The sequence below is a fragment of the Ensifer sp. LC384 genome, from assembly GCF_001695865.1.
In the GTDB taxonomy this organism is placed as follows: domain Bacteria; phylum Pseudomonadota; class Alphaproteobacteria; order Rhizobiales; family Rhizobiaceae; genus Ensifer.
Map to the genome: position 1 here is coordinate 199,427 of NZ_MBST01000002.1, position 18,661 is coordinate 218,087.

Sequence of the window (18,661 nt, forward strand, 5' to 3'; positions counted from 1 at the left end):
GAGAAGGCGATGATATCGCAGCCGGTCCTTCAGGTCCGCAACGTCACCAAGCACTTCGGGGCTGTGAAGGCACTGACCAATGTGGATTTCAACCTCGAAAAGGGCGAAATCCATGCGCTTTGCGGCGAGAACGGCGCCGGCAAATCCACCCTCATGAACATCATCGCCGGCGTGCTGCAGCCGAACGAGGGAGAAATTCTCGTCGACGGCACGCCGACGAAGATCTCCTCGCCGGCCGCAGCCCAGTCGCTCTGCATCGGTCTCGTCCACCAGGAGATCGCGCTCTGCCCGGACGCGACGGTGGCGGAAAACATGTTCATGGCCGCGACCAACCGGCGGCGCTCGCCGCTGATGAACTACGCGTCGCTTGCCCGCGATGCGCAGGCGGTGATGAACCGGCTGGCGCCGATCGACGTGCGCCGGAAGGTCGCCGACCTTACCATTTCCAGCCAGCAGCTGGTCGAGATCGCCAAGGCGCTGACGCTCGATTGCCGGGTGCTGATCCTCGATGAGCCGACGGCAGCGCTGACGGAGGCCGAGGCGCAGGCGCTTTTCGGCATTATCCGCGACCTGAAGGCTGCGGGTATTTCCATCATCTATATCAGCCATCGCATGGCCGAGATCTTCAGCCTGTGCGACCGGGTCACCGTCTTTCGCGACGGTCGCCACGTCTCGACGGAGCGTGTTGCCGATGTGACGCCGGATGATGTCGTGCGCCGCATGGTCGGCCGCGAGATTACGCAACTTTACCCGCCGAAGCAGGCATCAGGCGAGCAGTCCGGCGACGTCATCCTGTCGGTTCGCGGTCTTGGCGACGGCGAACGCATCGACGACGTTGGCTTCGAACTGCGCAAGGGCGAAATTCTCGGGATCGGCGGGCTGATCGGCTCGGGCCGCACCGAGATCGCGGAAGCCATCTGCGGTCTGCGCAGGAAGGTGCGCGGTGACGTGCTGCTGCACGGCAAGAAGCAGGCGATCGGCAGCTACAGAAACGCTGTCGATGCCGGCATCGTCTATCTCTCGGAAGACCGCAAGGGCTCCGGCGTGTTCGTCGACATGTCGATCGCCCAGAACATTTCAGTGCTGGATCTGAAGACGCTGACCGGGCCGCTCGGCTTGATGAACGCGAAGGCGGAGGCGGACCTCGCCCGCGATTTCACCCGGCGGCTCGGGGTGCGCATGGGCGGCATCGCCATGCCGGTCTCGTCGCTTTCGGGCGGCAACCAGCAGAAGGTCGCGATCGCCAAGCAGCTCGCCGTGCAGCCGAAGGTCATTCTCATGGACGAACCGACGCGCGGCATCGACGTCGGCGCCAAATCGGAAATTCACCGCCTGCTGCGCGATCTCGCGCGCTCGGGCATCGGCATCGTCGTCATCTCGTCGGAACTGCCCGAACTTCTGGGGCTGTGCGATCGGGTACTCGTGGTTCGCGAAGGCGGTATCGCCGGCGAGCTCGGCGAAGCCGAGATGACGGAAGAAGCGGTGATCCGCCTCGCATCCGGGGTCGGGCAGCGCAGCGATACACAAAATATCAGGGCGGCCGAGCATGTTGCCTGAGACAAGCAGAGTGAATGGGGAGGCGGAAATGGCAGTCGATACGGTGGTCGCAACGCAGGTGCAGGTTCCGGCCTGGCGACGGATCGGTACGATGCGCGAGGCAGGGCTGATCGCCATCATTCTCGCGCTCGGCATCGTCATGAGCTTCGCCTCGCCGCACTTCCTCACCTTCGGCAACATGCGCGCGATGCTGATGAGCTTTTCGGTCGAAGGCATCGTCGTCGTCGGCATGACGATCCTCTTGATCGTCGGCGGCATCGATCTGGCGGTCGGATCGGTCGTCTGCTTTGCCATGGTGCTGGCAGGATCGCTGTTCCTCGCCGGCCTCGACCCCTGGACGGCCTCGCTCTTCGGGATCCTCGCAAGCAGCCTCATCGGCGCGATCATGGGCTTCTTCGTCACGGTGGTCGGGCTCAACCATTTCATCACGTCGCTGGCGGCAATGGTGATCGTGCGCGGGCTCTGCCTCGTCATCACCAAGGGTACGCCGCTGTCGCTGTTCACCCTGCCGGCATCGTTCAAGGCCGTCGGCCAGGGCACGTTCCAGGGCATTCCCTATGTCATCCTGATCTTCGTCGCCGTCGTGATCCTTTTCGACTTCCTGCTGCGCCGGGCAACCGCCTTTCGCAAGGTGTTCTACACCGGCAGCAACGAGAAGGCGGCGCTCTATTCCGGCATCAAGACCAAGCAGGTGAAGTTCTGGGTGACGGTGCTCTGCTCGACGCTCGCCGGTGTCGCCGGCGTCATCTACATGTCGCGCTTCGGCGCCGCCACGCCCACTTTCGGCGTCGGCATGGAACTCAACATCATTGCGGCTGCCGTTATCGGCGGGGCGTCGCTCAACGGCGGCTCGGGCACGATCCTTGGCGCCATCCTCGGCATCGCGCTATTGTCGGTCGTCACCAGTTCGCTGATCCTGCTCGACGTTTCGGTCTATTGGCAGGATATGATCAAGGGCTGCATTCTGCTTGCAGCCGTCTCCATCGATCATTTTCTGCATAAGCGGAAGGCCATCTGAACATGCCGATCGCCAATCCCAATCAGAACATCATCTCCAGCGCGCGCGAAGAACTCGTCGTTGCCCGGCAGATGCACCAGGCACTGGTGCTGCACTTCCTCGAAGGCCTGACGCAGTCGCAGATTGCCGAGCGGCTCGGCATCTCGCAGCCGACGGTCAACCGTCTGATCAAGCGCGGACGCCAGCTCGGCCTCGTCGAAATCAAGATCAAGTCGCCGATCGAACCGCTCGTTGACATGGAGGAACAATTGCTGGCTCTCGGCGGCATCAGCCGCGCCGTCGTCGTTCCCACGGTGTCCGATAACCAGCAGACGGCGCTGCAGGCGGTAGGGGAAGCTGCGGCCCGGTTGCTGATGGAAGAGATCGGCGACGGCGACACCATCTGCATCACCGGCGGCAAGGGCGTCAGCGCCGTTGTTGCCGGCCTGCAGCCATCACGGCGCCTCAACGTCGAGGTGATCCCGGCGACGGGCTGCGTGCAGGGCAAGCACTATACCGACGTCAACCACGTCTCGACCCTGATGGCGGATCGGCTCGGCGGACGGTCCTATCAGATCCATGCGCCGCTCTTTGCCGATAGCGCCGCGGAGCGCGCCATGCTGATCAACATGCGCTCGGTGGCCGACGTGTTCAAACGCGCCAGGGAAGCCAAGGTGGCGATCGTCGGCATCGGTTCGATCCTTTCCGACGATTCGAGCTACTACGACCTGCACCCGTCCTCCAGTACCGATCGCGCTGCGATCGAGCGCTCGGGCGCAAGCTGCGAACTGCTCGCGCACCTGCTCGACGACCAGGGCCGGCTCTGCGACTACAGCCTCAACCGCTCGCTCGTCTCGCTGACGCTTGACGAGTTCGCATCGATCCCGACCAAGATCGGGGTCGCGAGCGGGCCGAATAAGGCCGGGCCCATTCTCAGCGTCCTGCGTGGCAGGCATCTCGATACACTCGTGACCGACGAGGCGACCGGCGAGCGCATCCTTGCCATGGCAAGCGAAAAGGGACTTTCGGCATGAGCAGTGAACAGTTGACGCGCGAGATCGGCCGCTCCGGCGTCAAGGCATCCGCCGTCGGTCTGGGTACCTGGGCGATCGGTGGCTGGATGTGGGGCGGTACGGACGAAGGCTCGTCGATCGCTGCGATCCAGGCCTCGCTCGATGCCGGCGTAACCCTGATCGACACGGCACCCGCCTATGGCCTCGGGCGCTCCGAAGAAATCGTCGGCAAGGCGCTGGCCGGTCGGCGCGACAAGGCGGTGATCGCGACCAAATGCGGCCTCGTCTGGCACACGACGAAGGGACGCCATTTCTTCGACCAGGACGGAAAGCCGGTCCACCGTTACCTCGGCCGTGACGCCATCGTTCACGAGGTTGAAGAGAGCCTGAGGCGGCTGGCGACGGACCATATCGATCTCTACATCACCCATTGGCAGGATCCGACGACGCCGATCGAGGAAACGGTGCGGGCGCTGGAAGACCTGAAAAGTGCCGGCAAGATCCGGGCGATCGGCGCCAGCAATGTCGACCGCTCCGAGCTCGAGGCCTATATCGCGACCGGCCGCCTCGATGCGATCCAGGAACGCTTCAGCATGATCGATCGCGAGATCGAGGCGGAGCTCCTGCCGCTGACCACGAAAAACGGCGTGGCGACACTGAGCTATTCCTCATTGGCCCTGGGTCTGCTCTCCGGCACCGTCGGTCCGGACCGGATGTTTTCGGGCGACGATCAGCGCCGCGACAACCCGCGTTTCTCCGTCGGTAATCGCGAAAAGGCGACGGCCTTTGCCGAGGCGATACGGCCCATCGCAGAGAAGCATTTAGCCAGCATCGCGCAGACGGTCATTGCCTGGACGCTCGCCCAACCCGGCGTGACCTTTGCCCTTTGCGGTGCACGCAATCCGGCGCAGGCGCTCGACAACGCCCGGGCGGGCACAATCCGGCTCGACGACCAGGATCTCGCGACGATCGACGAAGCGATAGCGGCGAAGCTCGCTGACATGGATAGGTAACGGACCGCCATCATGAACCGAGAAGAGATTTTTGACGGGCTTCGCCAGAGCCCGAAGGTGGACGTGTGCGTCCTCGGCGGCGGCATCAACGGCCTCAGCGTCTTTCGCGAGCTGGCGCTGCAGGGCGTCAATGTTGTGCTCGTGGAAAAACACGACTTCTGTTCCGGTGCCAGCGCCGCGCTGTCGCGCATGGTTCATGGCGGGCTGCGGTATCTCGAAAACGGCGAGTTCAGCCTGGTGCGGGAATCGCTTGTCGAGCGCGATCGGTTGCTGCGCAACGCTCCGCACTATGTCGGTCCGCTGCCGACGACGGTTCCCGTCTTCGATGTGTTTTCCGGTATCGCCAACGGCGCCGTTCGGTTCCTCGGCTTGAGCCGGCGCCCGAGCCGCCGCGGCGCTGTCGTCATCAAGGCCGGTCTCGCGATCTACGACTTCCTGACGCGCAAGCGTGCTTTGATGCCGCGCCACGAGTTTCGCGGGCGGCGCTCGACGCTCGGCCGATGGCCGGCGCTTAATCCGGCGATCAAGAATTCCGCGACCTATTATGACGCCTGGGTCAGTCAACCCGAGCGCCTCGGTTTCGAACTGCTTCAGGACGGTCTGTCGGCCGGCGCACATGCGCGCGCCGTCAACTATGCCGATCTGAAACTGACCGCTCCAGGACGCTACGCCGTGAAAGACACTATCGGCGGCATGGAGGTTTCGATCGAGCCGGCCCTGATCGTCAACGCCACTGGCGGCTGGATCGATATCGCCAATCAGAGCCTGTTTTCAGAACCGGCTCGGCCGGCGCCACTGATGGGTGGCACCAAGGGGTCGCATCTGATCATCGACAACGACGATCTGACGCGCGCCCTCGATGGCCATATGATCTATTACGAGAACGAGGACGGACGCATCTGCATCCTGTTTCCCTATCTCGGCAAGGTTCTGGTCGGCTCCACCGACATTCGCGTCGATGATCCCGAAACGGTGCGCTGCGAGACGGCGGAACGAGACTACATCCTGCAGTCGCTCGCCTTCGTCCTGCCGACGATCAAGGTGCGCCACGAAGAAATCGTCTTCCAGTTTTCCGGTGTGCGGCCGTTGCCGGCGAGCAAGGACAGTTTTACCGGCCGCATTCCGCGCGATCACTATTGCACCTTCGTCGAGACTGCCGATGCAGATACCACCGATGCGGGGCCGCCGGTCCTGTGCATGATCGGCGGGAAATGGACGACATTCCGCTCCTTCGGCGAGCTGGCGGCCGATTTTGTGCTGGAACGGCTGGCGCGGCCTCGTCGCGTGGCCACGGCCGATCGGGCGATCGGCGGGGGCCGGGATTTTCCCGCCGACCGCGAAGCCTGGATTGCGCGGGTCGCCGCTGACACGGCCATTTCGCCGACGCGCGTCGCCACGCTTTTCCAGCGCTATGGAACGGACGCCGAGCGCATCGCCGCGTTCATCGCCCTCGCGCCCGACATGCCGCTTCCGCATTCGGGCTATTCGACGCGCGAGATCCAGTTGCTGATCCGCAGCGAGAAGGTGGAGCAACTCGACGACCTTCTGCTTCGCCGCACGACGCTGGCGATCACCGGCGAGCTTTCGCTCGAAATGACGGACGCGGTTCTCGCGCTGCTGGCGGCTGAAAAGCATTGGTCCGCCGCCCGTCAGGCGCAAGAACGCGCCCGTTTTCTCACCCTTCTCCTCGAACGCCACGGCGTCGACGAAGACATGCTTTCCGCACGGAATGAACAAAGGAGTGCATTATGCGAAACAACCGCAAGGTCCGGATGAACCGTCTTTTTGGCGCAGGGCGCTGCCTGGACGTGGCCATCGACCATGGCGTTTGCAACGAGCCGTCCTTCCTCGACGGCCTTGAGAACATGGAATCCGTGGTCAAAGCCCTGGCCGACGCCAGGCCTGATGCGATCCAGATGAATTGTGGCCAAGCCGATCTGCTCCAGGATCTTCCCGGCAAGGACAAGCCTGCTCTTGTCATGCGCATCGACATGGGCAATCCCTACAATCGCATTCGCCACCGCGACATGTGGGCGGTGTTGCAGAACGAGGCCGAGCCGCTGATCGGGGCACTGGAGATGGATGCCGCCTGCGTCGTCGTCAACCTGTTCATGTTGCCTGACGAGCCGGATCTCTTTCGCCAGTGCGTCACGAACATTTCGCGCGTGCGCGCCGATTGCGAAAAGTACGGAATGCCGCTGATGATCGAGCCGCTGGTCATGCAGCCGGTCACCGAGCGCGGCGGCTACATGGTCGATGGCGATGCGGAAAAGATCGTCACGCTCACAAGGCTGGCTCGCGAAATGGGTGCCGACATCGTCAAGGCCGACCCGACGACGAATGCCGAAGATTTCCACCGCGTGGTGGAGGCGGCGCGCTGCCCGGTTCTGGTGCGCGGCGGCGGCAAGGAGGACCTGCGCGCCGTGTTTGACAAGTCCGCAGCCTTGATGCGGCAGGGCGCGATGGGCATGGTCTATGGGCGCAATATCTACCAGCATGCAAACCCGAGCGCCGTCGTCCGCGGATTGATGGCCATCGTGCATGACGACGCCGATGGCGAAGCCGCCTTCGCATTGTATCAGCAGGGCTAATATCAGCCCAGGCTGGTATGAGGACGACGATCCGAACCTTGGGAGGGGTTCTTTTATGGCAGACTATCTTTTGGGACTCGACGCCGGAAACACCGTGATCAAGGCAGTGATTTTCGACCTAGAGGGCAATGAGATCGCGGCGGCTGCGCAGGAGGGGCACAGCCGGGTTCCGCGGCCCGGACATGTCGAACGCGGGCTCGAAGAGCTGTGGACCCATGCCCGGGCAGTCATCCGCCAATGCGTCGAGCGTGCGGGCATCCGCGCCGAAGAGATCGTCGCGATCGGTTGCGCCGGCCACGGCAACGGCCTTTATGCCCTCGATCAGGGTGGCGAGCCGCTTCTCGGCATCCAGTCGCTCGACACGCGCGCCGCCAGGCTGGTTGAGGAATGGAAGGCGCAGGGTGTCGGCGACCGCACCTATGCCATCGGCCGGCAACGCCCCTGGCCGTCGCAGACGCCGACCTTGCTCGCCTGGCTCAAGCGCTTCCAGCCGGAAACCTTCGCCAGGATCGGCACGGTGTTTCTGTGCAAGGATTTTATCGTCAACCGCTTGACCGGCAAGCGGGTCAGCGACGTCTCGGATATGACCGGCTGCGGTCTGCTGAACGTCGTCAACCGGCGCTACGACCGCGATCTGATGGCGGCCTTCGATCTCGGCGAGGCAACCGGCCTCTTACCTGACCTCGCCGAAAGTGCCGATGTCGTCGGCACGGTCACGCCGGAGGCGGCGGCACAGACAGGGCTTGCCGCGGGCACGCCGGTGGTCGGCGGCCTTTTCGACGTCGTCGCCTCGGCAATCGGCTCGGGCGTCACGCGCACGGGTGCTGCCTCGATCATCGCCGGGACCTGGAGCATCAATCAGGTGATCATCGATGGTCCCGACCTTTCCGGTCCGGTCTTCATGTCGTCCACCTTCGATCGTGGACGCTATATGGCAATCGAATCGAGCGCGACGTCGGCGGCCAATCTGGAATGGCTGGTGCGCGAGTTCTTTGCCGAGAGCGGTGTTGAAGACGGGCGATCGCCGTTTGATGTCTGCTGCTCGCTTGCATCCGATATCGAACCTGCCGCGAACGACCCGATCTACCATCCGTTCCTTTATGGGGCGCAGCAGGATGGCAACGCCCGTGCCGGGTTCTACGGCGTGGCCGGCTGGCACACGAAGGCCCACCTGGTTCGCGCGGTTCTCGAGGGGGTAGCCTTCGGCCACCGGCAGCATATCGCGACGATGCGCGCGGCGGGCGCAGCCTTCGACGAGGCGGTGCTTTCGGGCGGCGGATCCCGCAGCCTGATCTGGCCGCAGATCTTTGCCGACGTGCTCGGGGTTCCGGTGTCGGTTGCCCGTTCCCGAGAAACCGGTGCGCTGGGCGCAGCGATCGCCGCGGGTACCGGAGCAGGCCTGTTCGCCGATTTCTCGGAAGGTGCGGCCGCGATGGTAAGGACAGAACGTCACTACCGCCCGAATGCGGCCATGGCACGCCACTATACCCGACGCTACGAGCTTTATCGGGATATCGCCGAGGCGATGGCGCCGATCTGGCGGCGGCTTTCGAATGCCGAGGTCGAGGTTTCCGAGGCGGCGGCTTAGCGGCGGAAGGACGGGCCGACAACCTTGCCGCCGACCGCCCGGACAGCCGAAACAGTGAAGCCGAGGGCCAGGACCGGCCATCGGCTTGTTTGCTTCACGCCGATCTGAGCGCCGCCGCCCCAGGGAGGATTGGGCAACGGCGCTGTGATCGTGTGGAAAACATCAGAACCGCATGTTCACGCGATTAAACTGCTGATTTTATTATTAATTACTTGTTAGTCTGCGCGGCAAAGAAGGGGCCGCCGTCGACCGTCTCACGCCGCCGGCAGTCTGATGCGGAAGCAGGCGCCGCCGGTCGGCGTGCAGACCACCGATATGTGCCCCTTGTGGCGGCTGACAATCTCGCTGACGAGATGCAGCCCAAGGCCTGCGCCGTGGTCGCGCGGCTGCAACCGGTGAAACGGCTCGAAGATCCGTTCCCTTTCGCTTTCGGGAATGCCGGGGCCTTCGTCGCTGACCTCGATGATGCCGCCATGCTCGACGTGAATGGAGATCAGACCGCCCGCATGCTCGATCGCGTTGCGCACCAGATTGGTGACGGCGCGCTCCAAGGCGCCTGCGTCCCCGCGTGCGCCGACCCGCTCGGGGCCATGGCTAAAGGCGATATCGCAGCCGGCTGAAAGGGCCAGGGGGGCGAGGTCAGCGGCGACGTCGCGGCAGAGCGAGACCAGGTCGAGTGGGACGAAATTGGCACCATCGCGGTCGATGCGCTCGAGATCGAGCAATTGTTCGGCAAGGCCAGCGATGCGGGCGGCATCGACCAGAAGACGGGTGCGCAGCGGGCCGAGGTCCATGCCTTCAAGCCGCGTCTGCAGGATCGCGACCGGCGTCCTCAGCTCGTGGGCGGCATCCATGATGAAGCGCTGCCGGCGCTCGTAGCCTTCGTCCAATCGCTGCAGTGCGCCGTTGACCGCTTCGACCAGCGGGCGGACCTCGCCGGGGACGCGGCCGTCAGGCAGGCGGGCGCCCCGGCGGTCGACGTCGATGCTTTTGGCGTGGTCGGCGACTTCGGCAAGGCTGGAAAAGGCGCGGCGCACGATGATCGGAATGGCGAAGGCGGGGATGAGAACGACGATCAGCACGATTGGCAGCAGCAGCAGGTTCGTCAGGAAGAATACGGCGAACGAGGCGCTCCACAGGCGTCCGCCACCGGTCAGAACGGTGTAGGTGCCGCTCTCGGTCTCGATCACGCGGGCGAGGGCCGAAAGCATGTAGGGCTCCATGCCGTCCCGGATGTCGGCAAAGGTCACGCGGTCGAGATGCTCGCCGATGCTGCGATAGGCATCGGGCACCGGCCCGCTTTGGATCGTTTCGCCGCGTTCGTTGCGCACGATGAACCAGAAGCCGGGCGTCTCGGCGAGCACGGCCCGCAGCTCGGGCGTGTCTTTCAGTTTCAGTTTCCGGTCGGGGGCGACCTCGACGGCGCCCGCGGCGATCGAAGCCGAACTGGCATCGAGGATCATGCCGCCAAGATCGGCCCGGATCAAAAGGGCCATGAAGCCGGCAATGACGGCGATGAGCAGCAGCACCTGGAAGGTGAGGATGTGCCAGATGAGCCGCTTTTTCAGGGAGTGGTTGGCGCTGGCGCTCATGACATCGGTCTCAGGAGATAGCCCACCCCGCGAATGCCGTGGATTTCCACCCCGGAGCCGGACTCCAGCAATTTCCTGCGCAGTCTCGAAACATGGGCGTCGAGCGAATTGGACTGGATCTCGTCATCAAAACCGTAGACGGAGTCTTCCAGCGTCGAGCGTTGCACGGTTCGCCCCTGCCGCCGCGCCAGCGCTTCCAGCACGAGCAGCTCCCGGCGCGGGAGTTCAAGCACCTGGCCGTCGACCCGCGCCTCCCGGCCGTCGAAGTCGAAGACCAGATTGCCGATGCGCGCCGTCATCGGTGCGATATCGGGTGCGCGGCGCATCAATGCCCGAAGCCTTGCCAGCAACTCCTCAACCGCGAAGGGCTTGGCGAGGTAGTCGTCGGCACCCATGTCCAGCCCCTTGACCCGCTCGTCGACAGCGCCACGCGCTGTCAGCACGATCACCGGAATGCCCGACTTCAATGCGCGAACGCGAGGAATGAGCGTCAGCCCGTCTCCATCAGGCAATTGCCGGTCGAGAATGATCGCGTCGTGAACCTGATTGGCCATGGCGGCAATGGCGTGATCGAGCGACGGTGCATGGTCGAGGATCATGTCGTAACGGCCAAGGGCAACGCTCAGCGCGGCAGCCATCTCCGGTTCGTCCTCTACAAGGAGTAGGCGCATGTCTCGATTCTCCAACGTGTCAGCGCGGTAGCGGCACATTTGATTGAGGAGCATTGCCGCAAAGTTGCGGCTGCTTCGCGCATTGAGTGCATCATTTGCCTGCTAACACGCAATGCAGCCGCAGCCTGCATCGGCAGCCTTTACGGTATCAGACGGCTCCGAGTGATATGGGAGGCAGAGCTCTGTGTGTGTTTGAATTCTCTGATTGATCGCCGTTCTCAGTGCGATGATCCCCGGCGCTTCGCCTGCTTTGGCGGATGATTTCGAGAACGACTGGCGTTGGTGCCGGGATTATCATCGGCGCTGCGAGGAGGCGCACGGAGACCGCTGGCGCGAGCGTCGCGACAAACAGGACAAGAGGGATCTCAAGGGAGGACTTGCCGCCGGCGCGATCAGTCTCGCACTCGGTGCAATCATCATCGGCGTGGCCAGGAGGCCGAAAGAAAGCGCCAAAGCGATCAGTATCGGCGCAATGACCGGGACGCACACTGCCTGGCTCGCTGCCGCCCGCGCGACCCGCGCAGCGGGACCGTCGTCGGACGCGACGGCCGCCGACACCAATGCCGCTGAAACGAGCAGGGGCGGCGGCCTTGAAAGGCCGTCGTGTCCTTGGGGAATGTCCTGCCGAGCAAAAGGCCTAGGCGATCGCCATCATCGACTGGAACGCCTCATAGGCGGCAAGGACCGTCTCGCGTTGCGCCTCGTGCCCTGCAACGAAGGCGTCGCCATAGATGGTTTCGTCGGGATATTCCGTGATCAGGGTCAGCGGCGCCTTGTGGCGATCGTCGACGGAGATCATGCAGGGGAAACCGTTGATGATGCGGAAGCCGGTTTCGCCGGCATGGGTTTCGTAAAGCGCGATCTGCTGGTCGTTGTAGGCGAGCAGGCCGGGGACCGCGGCCAAGCGGGCCGTCACCGCTTCGATCAGTTGCTCGGCCCGCACCTCCCAATCGGCGTGGTGGCGCATGATCAGGAAGAAACCCTTCGGCAGGGTCCACATGGCAAAGCCGCGCGGCACATAACCGGACAGCGGCCGTGTCCACTCGTGCGAGGGGTAGCCGTGCAGGTTGACATGAAGCTTGGCGCCCGACAGCGCTTCGGCTTCGTTGCGGATCGCCCGCTCGTTGAGCGCGGCGCCGGCGCGGTATTCGAGATCGTCGCCGAGTGCGGTGTAGCGGGCGGCGTGATGCATGTGCAGCGGGTTGTCGGCGCGCAGCCGCTGGTGAACGGCATAACCATCAGGGTTTTCGAGCGGCGATACCGTGAAGTGGGCGCCGGGACGAGCGGCGAGCGTCCGGGCCGCGCGCAATGCGCCGACGATGCCGGTGGTCTCGTTGGGGTGCTGGCCGCCGCTGATCATCACTGCCGCGTCGGTGCCCTTGTGGTAGCGCGCCTTGACCGGGCGCCCGGCGCGCGAATGCGCCTCAAAGGGCTGGCCATCGATCTTCTCCAGTTCGGCATGGATCTGCGCAACTGCTGGCGGTGCCTGCGCCGTATCGAGCGGCTGGATCTCGCCGTCGGCATCTGCTGTCGCCAGCGGTCGCGTTTCGACCCGGACCGTGGGTTTGCCGTCGGCAAAGACGATTTCGGGCACGATCTGGCCGGGTTTCAGGCCGCGGTCGCCAAGCGGGCGGCCCGACTTCTTCTGAAAAACTTCGAGCAGCGAGAAGTAGAAATCTTCGTGCAGCGCCTCGCGGAGGCTGACGACCTCTTCGCCGACCGGCAGCCGAAGATCGTTGATCGGCAATGTCGCGCGGATGTTGAGTTCGTCGAAATAGGGTTCGCTGTCGCCCCAGCCGTGCTCGGCGATCGCACGCATGGCCCCGGTGAACAGCCGCTCATAGTCGGTTTCAAGATGGCATTCGCGCCGGTTGTCGCTGTTGTCGTCGAGGCGGACCCAGCCGGTCGGAGACAGAAGTGTTTCGCCGATGAAGTCGGTGTGCTGGCGGTTGGGCGCAAACACCGAGTGGCTTTCCGTGCGTCCGTCGGCAAAGGTCAGCGCGACGTCGTAGGTCAGTGCCGCATCGCTGCCGCCGACAAAGGCGATCTCGGCATCGCCGACGAGCGCTGCCAGCGGATAAGCCTCGAGCAGGAAGCGGTTTGCCAGGCAGTTTTCGGGCTGCGGATAGCGGATGTCGACGCGCTTCAGCGCCTTGAGGTCGATCTCCTCGAGGAAGAAGTGCAACAGCGGCTTGTAGGCGCTTCTGAGCCTTGCCTCGACGCCGAAACCCGCGAGCTTCTCCTCGGCCGCCTCGCGGCTTTCGCGATCATCGAAGAGCCATGCCTCCAGCCGGGTGCCGCGTGCAGCCTCCTTGCCATAGGTTGCGAGCATGGTGTCGAGCGAGCGCTCGAACGTCCCTTCGAAAATCGTGGTCATCGTGAAGTTCTGCCGGTTGGGTCGAGACTGTCGCGCAGCCAGTCGCCGAGAAGGTTGAGGCCAAGGACGGTGAGAAGGATCGCAAGGCCCGGGAAGACGCTGACCCACCAGGCGTTCTGCAGGTAGGTGCGGCCGTCGGCAAGCATGCCACCCCAGCTCGGGATCAGCGGATCGACGCCGAGGCCGAGGAAGGTCAGGCTGCTCTCGAGCAGGATGTTGTTGGCAACGTTGAGCGTCATCAGCACGATGACCGGACCGATCAGGTTCGGCAGCAGATGCTGGAACAGGATCTTCACATCGCGAACGCCGATCGCGCGGGCCGACTGGATGAACTCCCGTTCGCGCAGCGACAGCACCGAGCCGCGCACGAGGCGGGCATACTGCACCCATTGCGAGATGATGAGCAGCACGATCGTGTTGGTGAGCCCGCCGCCGACGATGGCGATGAAGGTGATTGCGAGCAGGATGAAGGGCAGCGCCAGCTGCACGTCGGCAAAGCGCATGACCAGCATGTCCCAGAAGCCGCGGTAGTAGCCGGAGACGAGGCCCATCACCACGCCGACAACGACGGCGCCGGCAACCGAGGTGAAGCCGACGAGCAGTGAAATCTTGCCGCCGGCAACGACGCGCGCAAGCACGTCGCGGCCGAGCGGGTCGGTGCCGAGGGGATGCGCCCAGTTGACGAAGGGTGCCGTCAGCCGAGCCATCAGATCGATCTTGTCGGCGCCACCGGGGAAAAGCACGCCGGACAGGAGAACGGCGAGGCACATGCCGCCGGCAAGCAGCACGCCGAGGATGAATTCGAGGTTGCGGAAACGGGAAAAACGGGTGTTTGCGGCCTTGGCGGTCATCGGCTCACTCCGTCCGGATGCGCGGGTCGACGAGGCCATAGGCGATGTCGACGATGAGGTTGACGCCGACGATCATCAGCGAGAGCACGGTAATGACGGCCTGCAGCACGGGATAGTCGCGGGCGCCGACGGCGTCGAAGGCAAGGGTGCCCATGCCCGGCCAGTTGAACACGCGCTCCACGACGACGATGCCGCCGAGAAGACCGCCGAACTGAAGGCCGAAATAGGTGATGAGCGGAATGGCGCAGTTACGAAGCGCGTGCTTGTAAAGCACCTTGCTTTCGCTGAGGCCCTTGGCGCGGGCGACCATGATGTATTGCGACTGCAGCGTTTCGAGCATCGCCGTGCGCACCAGGCGGACATTGGTCGCCGTCAGGATGATGCCCATGGTGACGGCCGGCATGATGAAGCTAGCAAACCCGTCCATGCCGCTCGGCGGCAGCCATTTGAGGGTGATCGAAAACAACAGCACCAGCATGATCGCCAGCCAGAAGTTCGGGAAGGACAGGCCGACGAGCGAGAGGATGCGGATCGCCTGGTCGGCCCATTTGCCGCGGGCGACGGCGGCCCTGATGCCGAGCGGGATCGAAATGAGGATCGAAACGATGAGCGAGGCGAAGGCCAGCATCATCGTGGCGGGCAGGGCGGCGGCAATCAACTGCGAGACCGGGGTTCCGCCCATGAACGAGCGGCCGAAATCGAAGGTGAAGAGGCCTTTGATGAAGGCAACATACTGCGTCAGGAACGGCTGGTTGAGGCCGAGCGCCTCGCGGATGCGCGCAAGGTCCTCTTCCGTGACGCTGCCGGCACCTTGGGCGAGCATCAGTGCCGGGTCGCCCGTCAGGCGGATGGCAAAGGAGACGGTGAGCGTCACGACGAAAACGACGAACACCGCCTGCAGAACACGTTTGATCAAAAATCCGGCCAACTTACCCGCCCTTCATGAAGACGATCCGCCGCTCGCTGCAAGGAGCGGCGGATCTGATTGTTACTCGACCGTGACGTCCGTCAGCCGGAGGCGGCTGTCGGGAACGGGCGTGAAGTTCTTGACGCGCTTGTTCACGCCGTAGATGGCGTTGAGGTTGTAGAGCGGCATTTCCAGCGCACGGTCGGCGGCGTAGTTGGCGATCTGCTTGAGGATTTCCTCGCGCTTGGGCTGATCGGTGATCGAGCGCTGGGATTCCAGCAGCTTGTCGAGATCGGCGTCGGTGTCGTAGGGGTTCCACTTTTCGCCCGAGTGATACATCGAGTAGGCCGTGTTGTCGTAGTCGAGCGTCCAGCCGCCCCAGGACTGCTGGAACATCGCGCCGGTCTTGCCGGCCGGAATGATGTCGTTCAGGAGAACGTTGGTTTCATACGGCTTGATCGTCGCGTTGATGCCGACGAGCTGAAGGTAGCTGGCGACAGCCTGAACGACTTCGTTGAAGGTCGCGTCGTTGCCGCGCGCGTCGATCTGGACGGAAGCGCCCGGAGCGACGCCCGCTTCCTTCAGGAGGGCCTTTGCCTGCTCGGGATCGTAGGGCAGCGGCTTCATGGTCGGGTCGAAGCCGAACGACAGCTCGCCCTGGAAGCTGGCGATCGGAGCGGCCTGTCCGCCGAGGATCGACTGGATGATCGTATCGCGGTCGACGCCGAGGATCAGCGCCTTGCGAACCTTCGGATCCTTGGTGATGCCGTCGCGGGTGTTGAAGCGCAGCGCATAGACGGTCGGGCCGGGGGTCGAGACGATTTCGAGCTTGTCGTCGCCCTGAATGGTCGGGATCATACCGATCGGGATGGTCGGCGGGATGACGAGATCGACGCGGCCGGCCTGCAGTTCGGCAACGGCGGTCGCCGGCTCGGCGATGAAGCGGAAGTCGAGGTTGGAAAGCTTCGGTGCACCGCCCCAATGATCGGCAAAGGCTTCGAGCTTGATCGCCACCTTCGGCTCATAGGAAACGAACTTGAACGGGCCGGTACCGACCGGATGGGTGTTGAAGTAGTCCTCACCCTTTTCCTGGATGTATTTCGGCGGCACAATCATCGCGCCGTAGCCGGCGAGCTTGGTCAAAAGGACCGGATCCGGCGCCTTCAGGTGGAGATCGACGGTCTTCTCGTCAATGATCTCGACACGCTCGATCACGGCATAGTTGGACTTCTGCGGCCCCTTGGAGCCTTCTTCGCCGAGCAGGCGATCGAAGGTGTACTTCACGGCTTCGGCGTTGAAGGGCTCGCCATTGTGGAACTTGACGCCTTCGCGCAGCGTGAAGCGCAGGCGCTTGCCGCCGTCGAGCTCTTCCCAGGCGGTCGCAAGGCCCGGAACCAGCTTGCGGTCGGGCCCGCGATAGGTCAGGCCGTCGAAAATGTTGGTGGAGACGGACGCCCAGTTGACAAGGAAGGTGTCGACCGGGTCCCAGCTGCCCGGATCCTGCGGCGACGAGACCGTCAAGGTGCCGGCGGCAAAGGCCGGCGCGGTCGTCAGAAGGCTGCCTGTCAGCGCAAGCGCGATGAAGGCGGCGTGGATCCCCTTTTTGTTGATCATTCTTTACTCACTCCTGTTTCGACTGCCTTCCCCTGAAAGGAGAAAGCGGCTTTACGCGTCCATGGCCACGAAATGGCCCGGTGCGATCTCCTTGCGCGGCAGTACCGCAGGTTCTTCTCCGACACGCCGGATCGGGCTCGGGATCTCGCCTTCGATCATCCCGCGGTCGCGCCCCTTGCCCGGATCGGCGACCGGAACAGCCGAAAGAAGTCGGCGCGTATAGGGATGGGTGGGGGTTTCGAACACCTGACGGCGGTTGCCGAACTCCATCACCTGCCCGAGATAGAGCACGGCGACACGGTGGCTCATGCGCTCGACCACCGCCATGTCATGGCTGATGAAGAGATAGGCGAGGCCTTCCTGCTCCTGCAGTTCCATGAACAGATTGATGATCTGGGCCTGAATCGACACGTCGAGCGCCGACAACGCTTCATCGGCGATGATCAGCTTGGGGCGGGATGCGAGCGCCCGGGCGATACAAACCCGCTGGCGCTGGCCGCCGGAGAACTCATGCGGATAGCGCCGGGCGTGAGCGGCGGTCAGCCCAACACGCTCGAGCAATTCGTCAACGCGTTTTTCGATCGCCTTTTCGCCAAGGATCAGCCCATGCGTGCGGATCGGTTCGGCAATCGAGAAGCCGACGGTCTTGCGCGGGTCGAGCGAGGCGAAGGGATCCTGGAAGATGTACTGGATTTCCTGCTTCAGCCGCTGGCGCTCGGCAAAGCTCATGGCAGAAACCGGACGTCCACCGAAGAGGATCTCGCCGGATGTGGCCTTCTGGAGCTGCTGGATCGTGCGGCCGATCGTCGACTTGCCGGAGCCGGATTCGCCGACGAGCGCCAGTGTTTCCCCCGGGAAGATGTCGAAGCTGACATTTTCGATCGCGTGAACCCGGTGCGTGGCCTTACCGAAAAGGTTCTTCTTGACGTCAAAACGGGTGACGAGGTCGCGTACCGACAGGATCGGTGCGGCTTCGTAGCGGGCGGTGCGCTGGGTAAACTCTTCGCCCACCAGCTTCGGTGCGCCGTCGACCATCATCGTCAGCGGCATGCGCTTGGGGAAGTCTTCGCCGGTCATGCTGCCGAGCTTCGGCACCGCTGAAAGCAGCGTCTGCGTATAGGGATGCCTTGGATTGGAGAAGATCTCGGCGACCGGACCTTCCTCGACCTTGCGGCCCTTCCACATGACGACGACGTCGTCGGCCATCTCGGCGACCACGCCCATGTCATGGGTGATGAAGATCACCGCCATGCCGAGCTCCTTCTGGAGGTCGCGGATGATGGTGAGGATCTGGGCCTGGATGGTCACGTCGAGCGCCGTCGTCGGCTCGTCGGCAATCAGGAGCTTGGGGCGACAGGCAAGCGCCATGGCGATCATCACGCGCTGGCGCATGCCGCCGGAAAGCTGATGCGGGTAACGACCGACGAGCTCGGCGGAATCGGGCAGCCGCACCATGTCGAGCAACCGGCGCGTCTCGGCGAGCGCTTCCGCTTTCGTCATTTTCTCGTGCAGCATCAGCACTTCGGCGATCTGGTCGCCGATCGTGAACACCGGATTGAGAGAGGTCATCGGCTCCTGGAAGATCATGGCGATCTCCTTGCCGCGAATGCTGCGCATCGCCTTCTGTGGTTCCGACGTCAGATCCACGGCGCCGTTCTTACCCTGGAACAGGATGCGACCGGTCGGGAACTGGCCACCCATCATGTCGGCAAGCCGCATGATCGAAAGCGACGTCACCGATTTGCCGGAGCCCGATTCGCCGACGATCGCCAGCGTGCGTCCCGCCGTGACCGAAAAGCTCAGGTCTTCGACGACGGCATTGCCATTGAAAGCGACGGATAGGTTTTCGACCGCCAGCAGCGGGGGTGTCGTATCAGCAGTCACGCGATC

General features: G+C 63.7%; 14 protein-coding genes. 7 read left to right on the forward strand and 7 right to left on the reverse strand.

The window, feature by feature from the left end; translation table 11 throughout:
- Nucleotides 1-9: 9 nt before the first annotated feature.
- The 7 genes from BC363_RS04120 to BC363_RS04150 are packed head-to-tail and all read left to right on the forward strand — an operon-like array spanning nt 10 to nt 8,759.
- A complete protein-coding gene (locus tag BC363_RS04120; protein ID WP_065786055.1) occupies nt 10-1,557 on the forward strand; it encodes a sugar ABC transporter ATP-binding protein in 1,548 nt (515 codons plus the stop codon).
- Nucleotides 1,558-1,585: 28 nt separating this feature from the next.
- Entirely contained in the window at nt 1,586-2,575 is a 990-nt protein-coding gene (locus BC363_RS04125) for an ABC transporter permease (RefSeq protein WP_053251398.1), read from the forward strand.
- A 2-nt stretch (nt 2,576-2,577) separates the two neighbouring features.
- On the forward strand, nt 2,578-3,588 hold the full coding sequence (locus tag BC363_RS04130) for a sugar-binding transcriptional regulator (protein ID WP_065786054.1): 1,011 nt from the start codon (nt 2,578-2,580) through the stop codon (nt 3,586-3,588).
- Nucleotides 3,585-4,580, forward strand: a complete 996-nt coding sequence (locus tag BC363_RS04135; protein ID WP_065786053.1) for an aldo/keto reductase — start codon at nt 3,585-3,587, stop codon at nt 4,578-4,580. The genes BC363_RS04130 and BC363_RS04135 overlap by 4 nt, the downstream gene beginning before the upstream one ends.
- Nucleotides 4,581-4,592: 12 nt before the next feature.
- Nucleotides 4,593-6,356, forward strand: a complete 1,764-nt coding sequence (locus BC363_RS04140) for a glycerol-3-phosphate dehydrogenase/oxidase (RefSeq protein WP_065786052.1) — start codon at nt 4,593-4,595, stop codon at nt 6,354-6,356.
- Nucleotides 6,329-7,171, forward strand: a complete 843-nt coding sequence (locus BC363_RS04145; protein WP_065786051.1) for a class I fructose-bisphosphate aldolase — start codon at nt 6,329-6,331, stop codon at nt 7,169-7,171. Before BC363_RS04140 ends, BC363_RS04145 begins: the two co-directional genes overlap by 28 nt.
- A 55-nt stretch (nt 7,172-7,226) precedes the next feature.
- Complete coding sequence (locus BC363_RS04150; RefSeq protein WP_065786050.1) at nt 7,227-8,759, forward strand: FGGY-family carbohydrate kinase; 1,533 nt, start codon at nt 7,227-7,229, stop codon at nt 8,757-8,759.
- Nucleotides 8,760-9,013: 254 nt separating this feature from the next.
- Here the strand turns inward: BC363_RS04150 and BC363_RS04155 are convergent, their stop codons facing one another.
- From BC363_RS04155 to BC363_RS04185, 7 genes are all read right to left on the reverse strand, one after another.
- Entirely contained in the window at nt 9,014-10,351 is a 1,338-nt protein-coding gene (locus BC363_RS04155) for a HAMP domain-containing sensor histidine kinase (RefSeq protein WP_065786049.1), read from the reverse strand.
- Nucleotides 10,348-11,022, reverse strand: coding sequence for a response regulator transcription factor (locus BC363_RS04160; RefSeq protein ID WP_065786048.1), 675 nt, complete (start codon nt 11,020-11,022; stop codon nt 10,348-10,350). The genes BC363_RS04155 and BC363_RS04160 overlap by 4 nt, the downstream gene beginning before the upstream one ends.
- Before the next feature lie 637 nt (nt 11,023-11,659).
- On the reverse strand, nt 11,660-13,399 hold the full coding sequence (locus tag BC363_RS04165; RefSeq protein ID WP_065786047.1) for a peptidase M14: 1,740 nt from the start codon (nt 13,397-13,399) through the stop codon (nt 11,660-11,662).
- Nucleotides 13,396-14,250: an ABC transporter permease gene (locus BC363_RS04170; RefSeq protein WP_065786046.1), complete on the reverse strand. Its 855-nt coding sequence runs from the start codon at nt 14,248-14,250 to the stop codon at nt 13,396-13,398. The genes BC363_RS04165 and BC363_RS04170 overlap by 4 nt, the downstream gene beginning before the upstream one ends.
- Before the next feature lie 4 nt (nt 14,251-14,254).
- Complete coding sequence (locus BC363_RS04175; protein ID WP_065786045.1) at nt 14,255-15,178, reverse strand: ABC transporter permease; 924 nt, start codon at nt 15,176-15,178, stop codon at nt 14,255-14,257.
- Nucleotides 15,179-15,238: 60 nt separating this feature from the next.
- The gene (locus tag BC363_RS04180) at nt 15,239-16,771 is read right to left on the reverse strand and encodes an ABC transporter substrate-binding protein (RefSeq protein WP_065786044.1); all 1,533 of its coding nucleotides are present in this window, start codon (nt 16,769-16,771) and stop codon (nt 15,239-15,241) included.
- Between the two features lie 51 nt (nt 16,772-16,822).
- The gene (locus tag BC363_RS04185; RefSeq protein ID WP_065786043.1) at nt 16,823-18,655 is read right to left on the reverse strand and encodes an ABC transporter ATP-binding protein; all 1,833 of its coding nucleotides are present in this window, start codon (nt 18,653-18,655) and stop codon (nt 16,823-16,825) included.
- Nucleotides 18,656-18,661 lie beyond the last annotated feature (6 nt).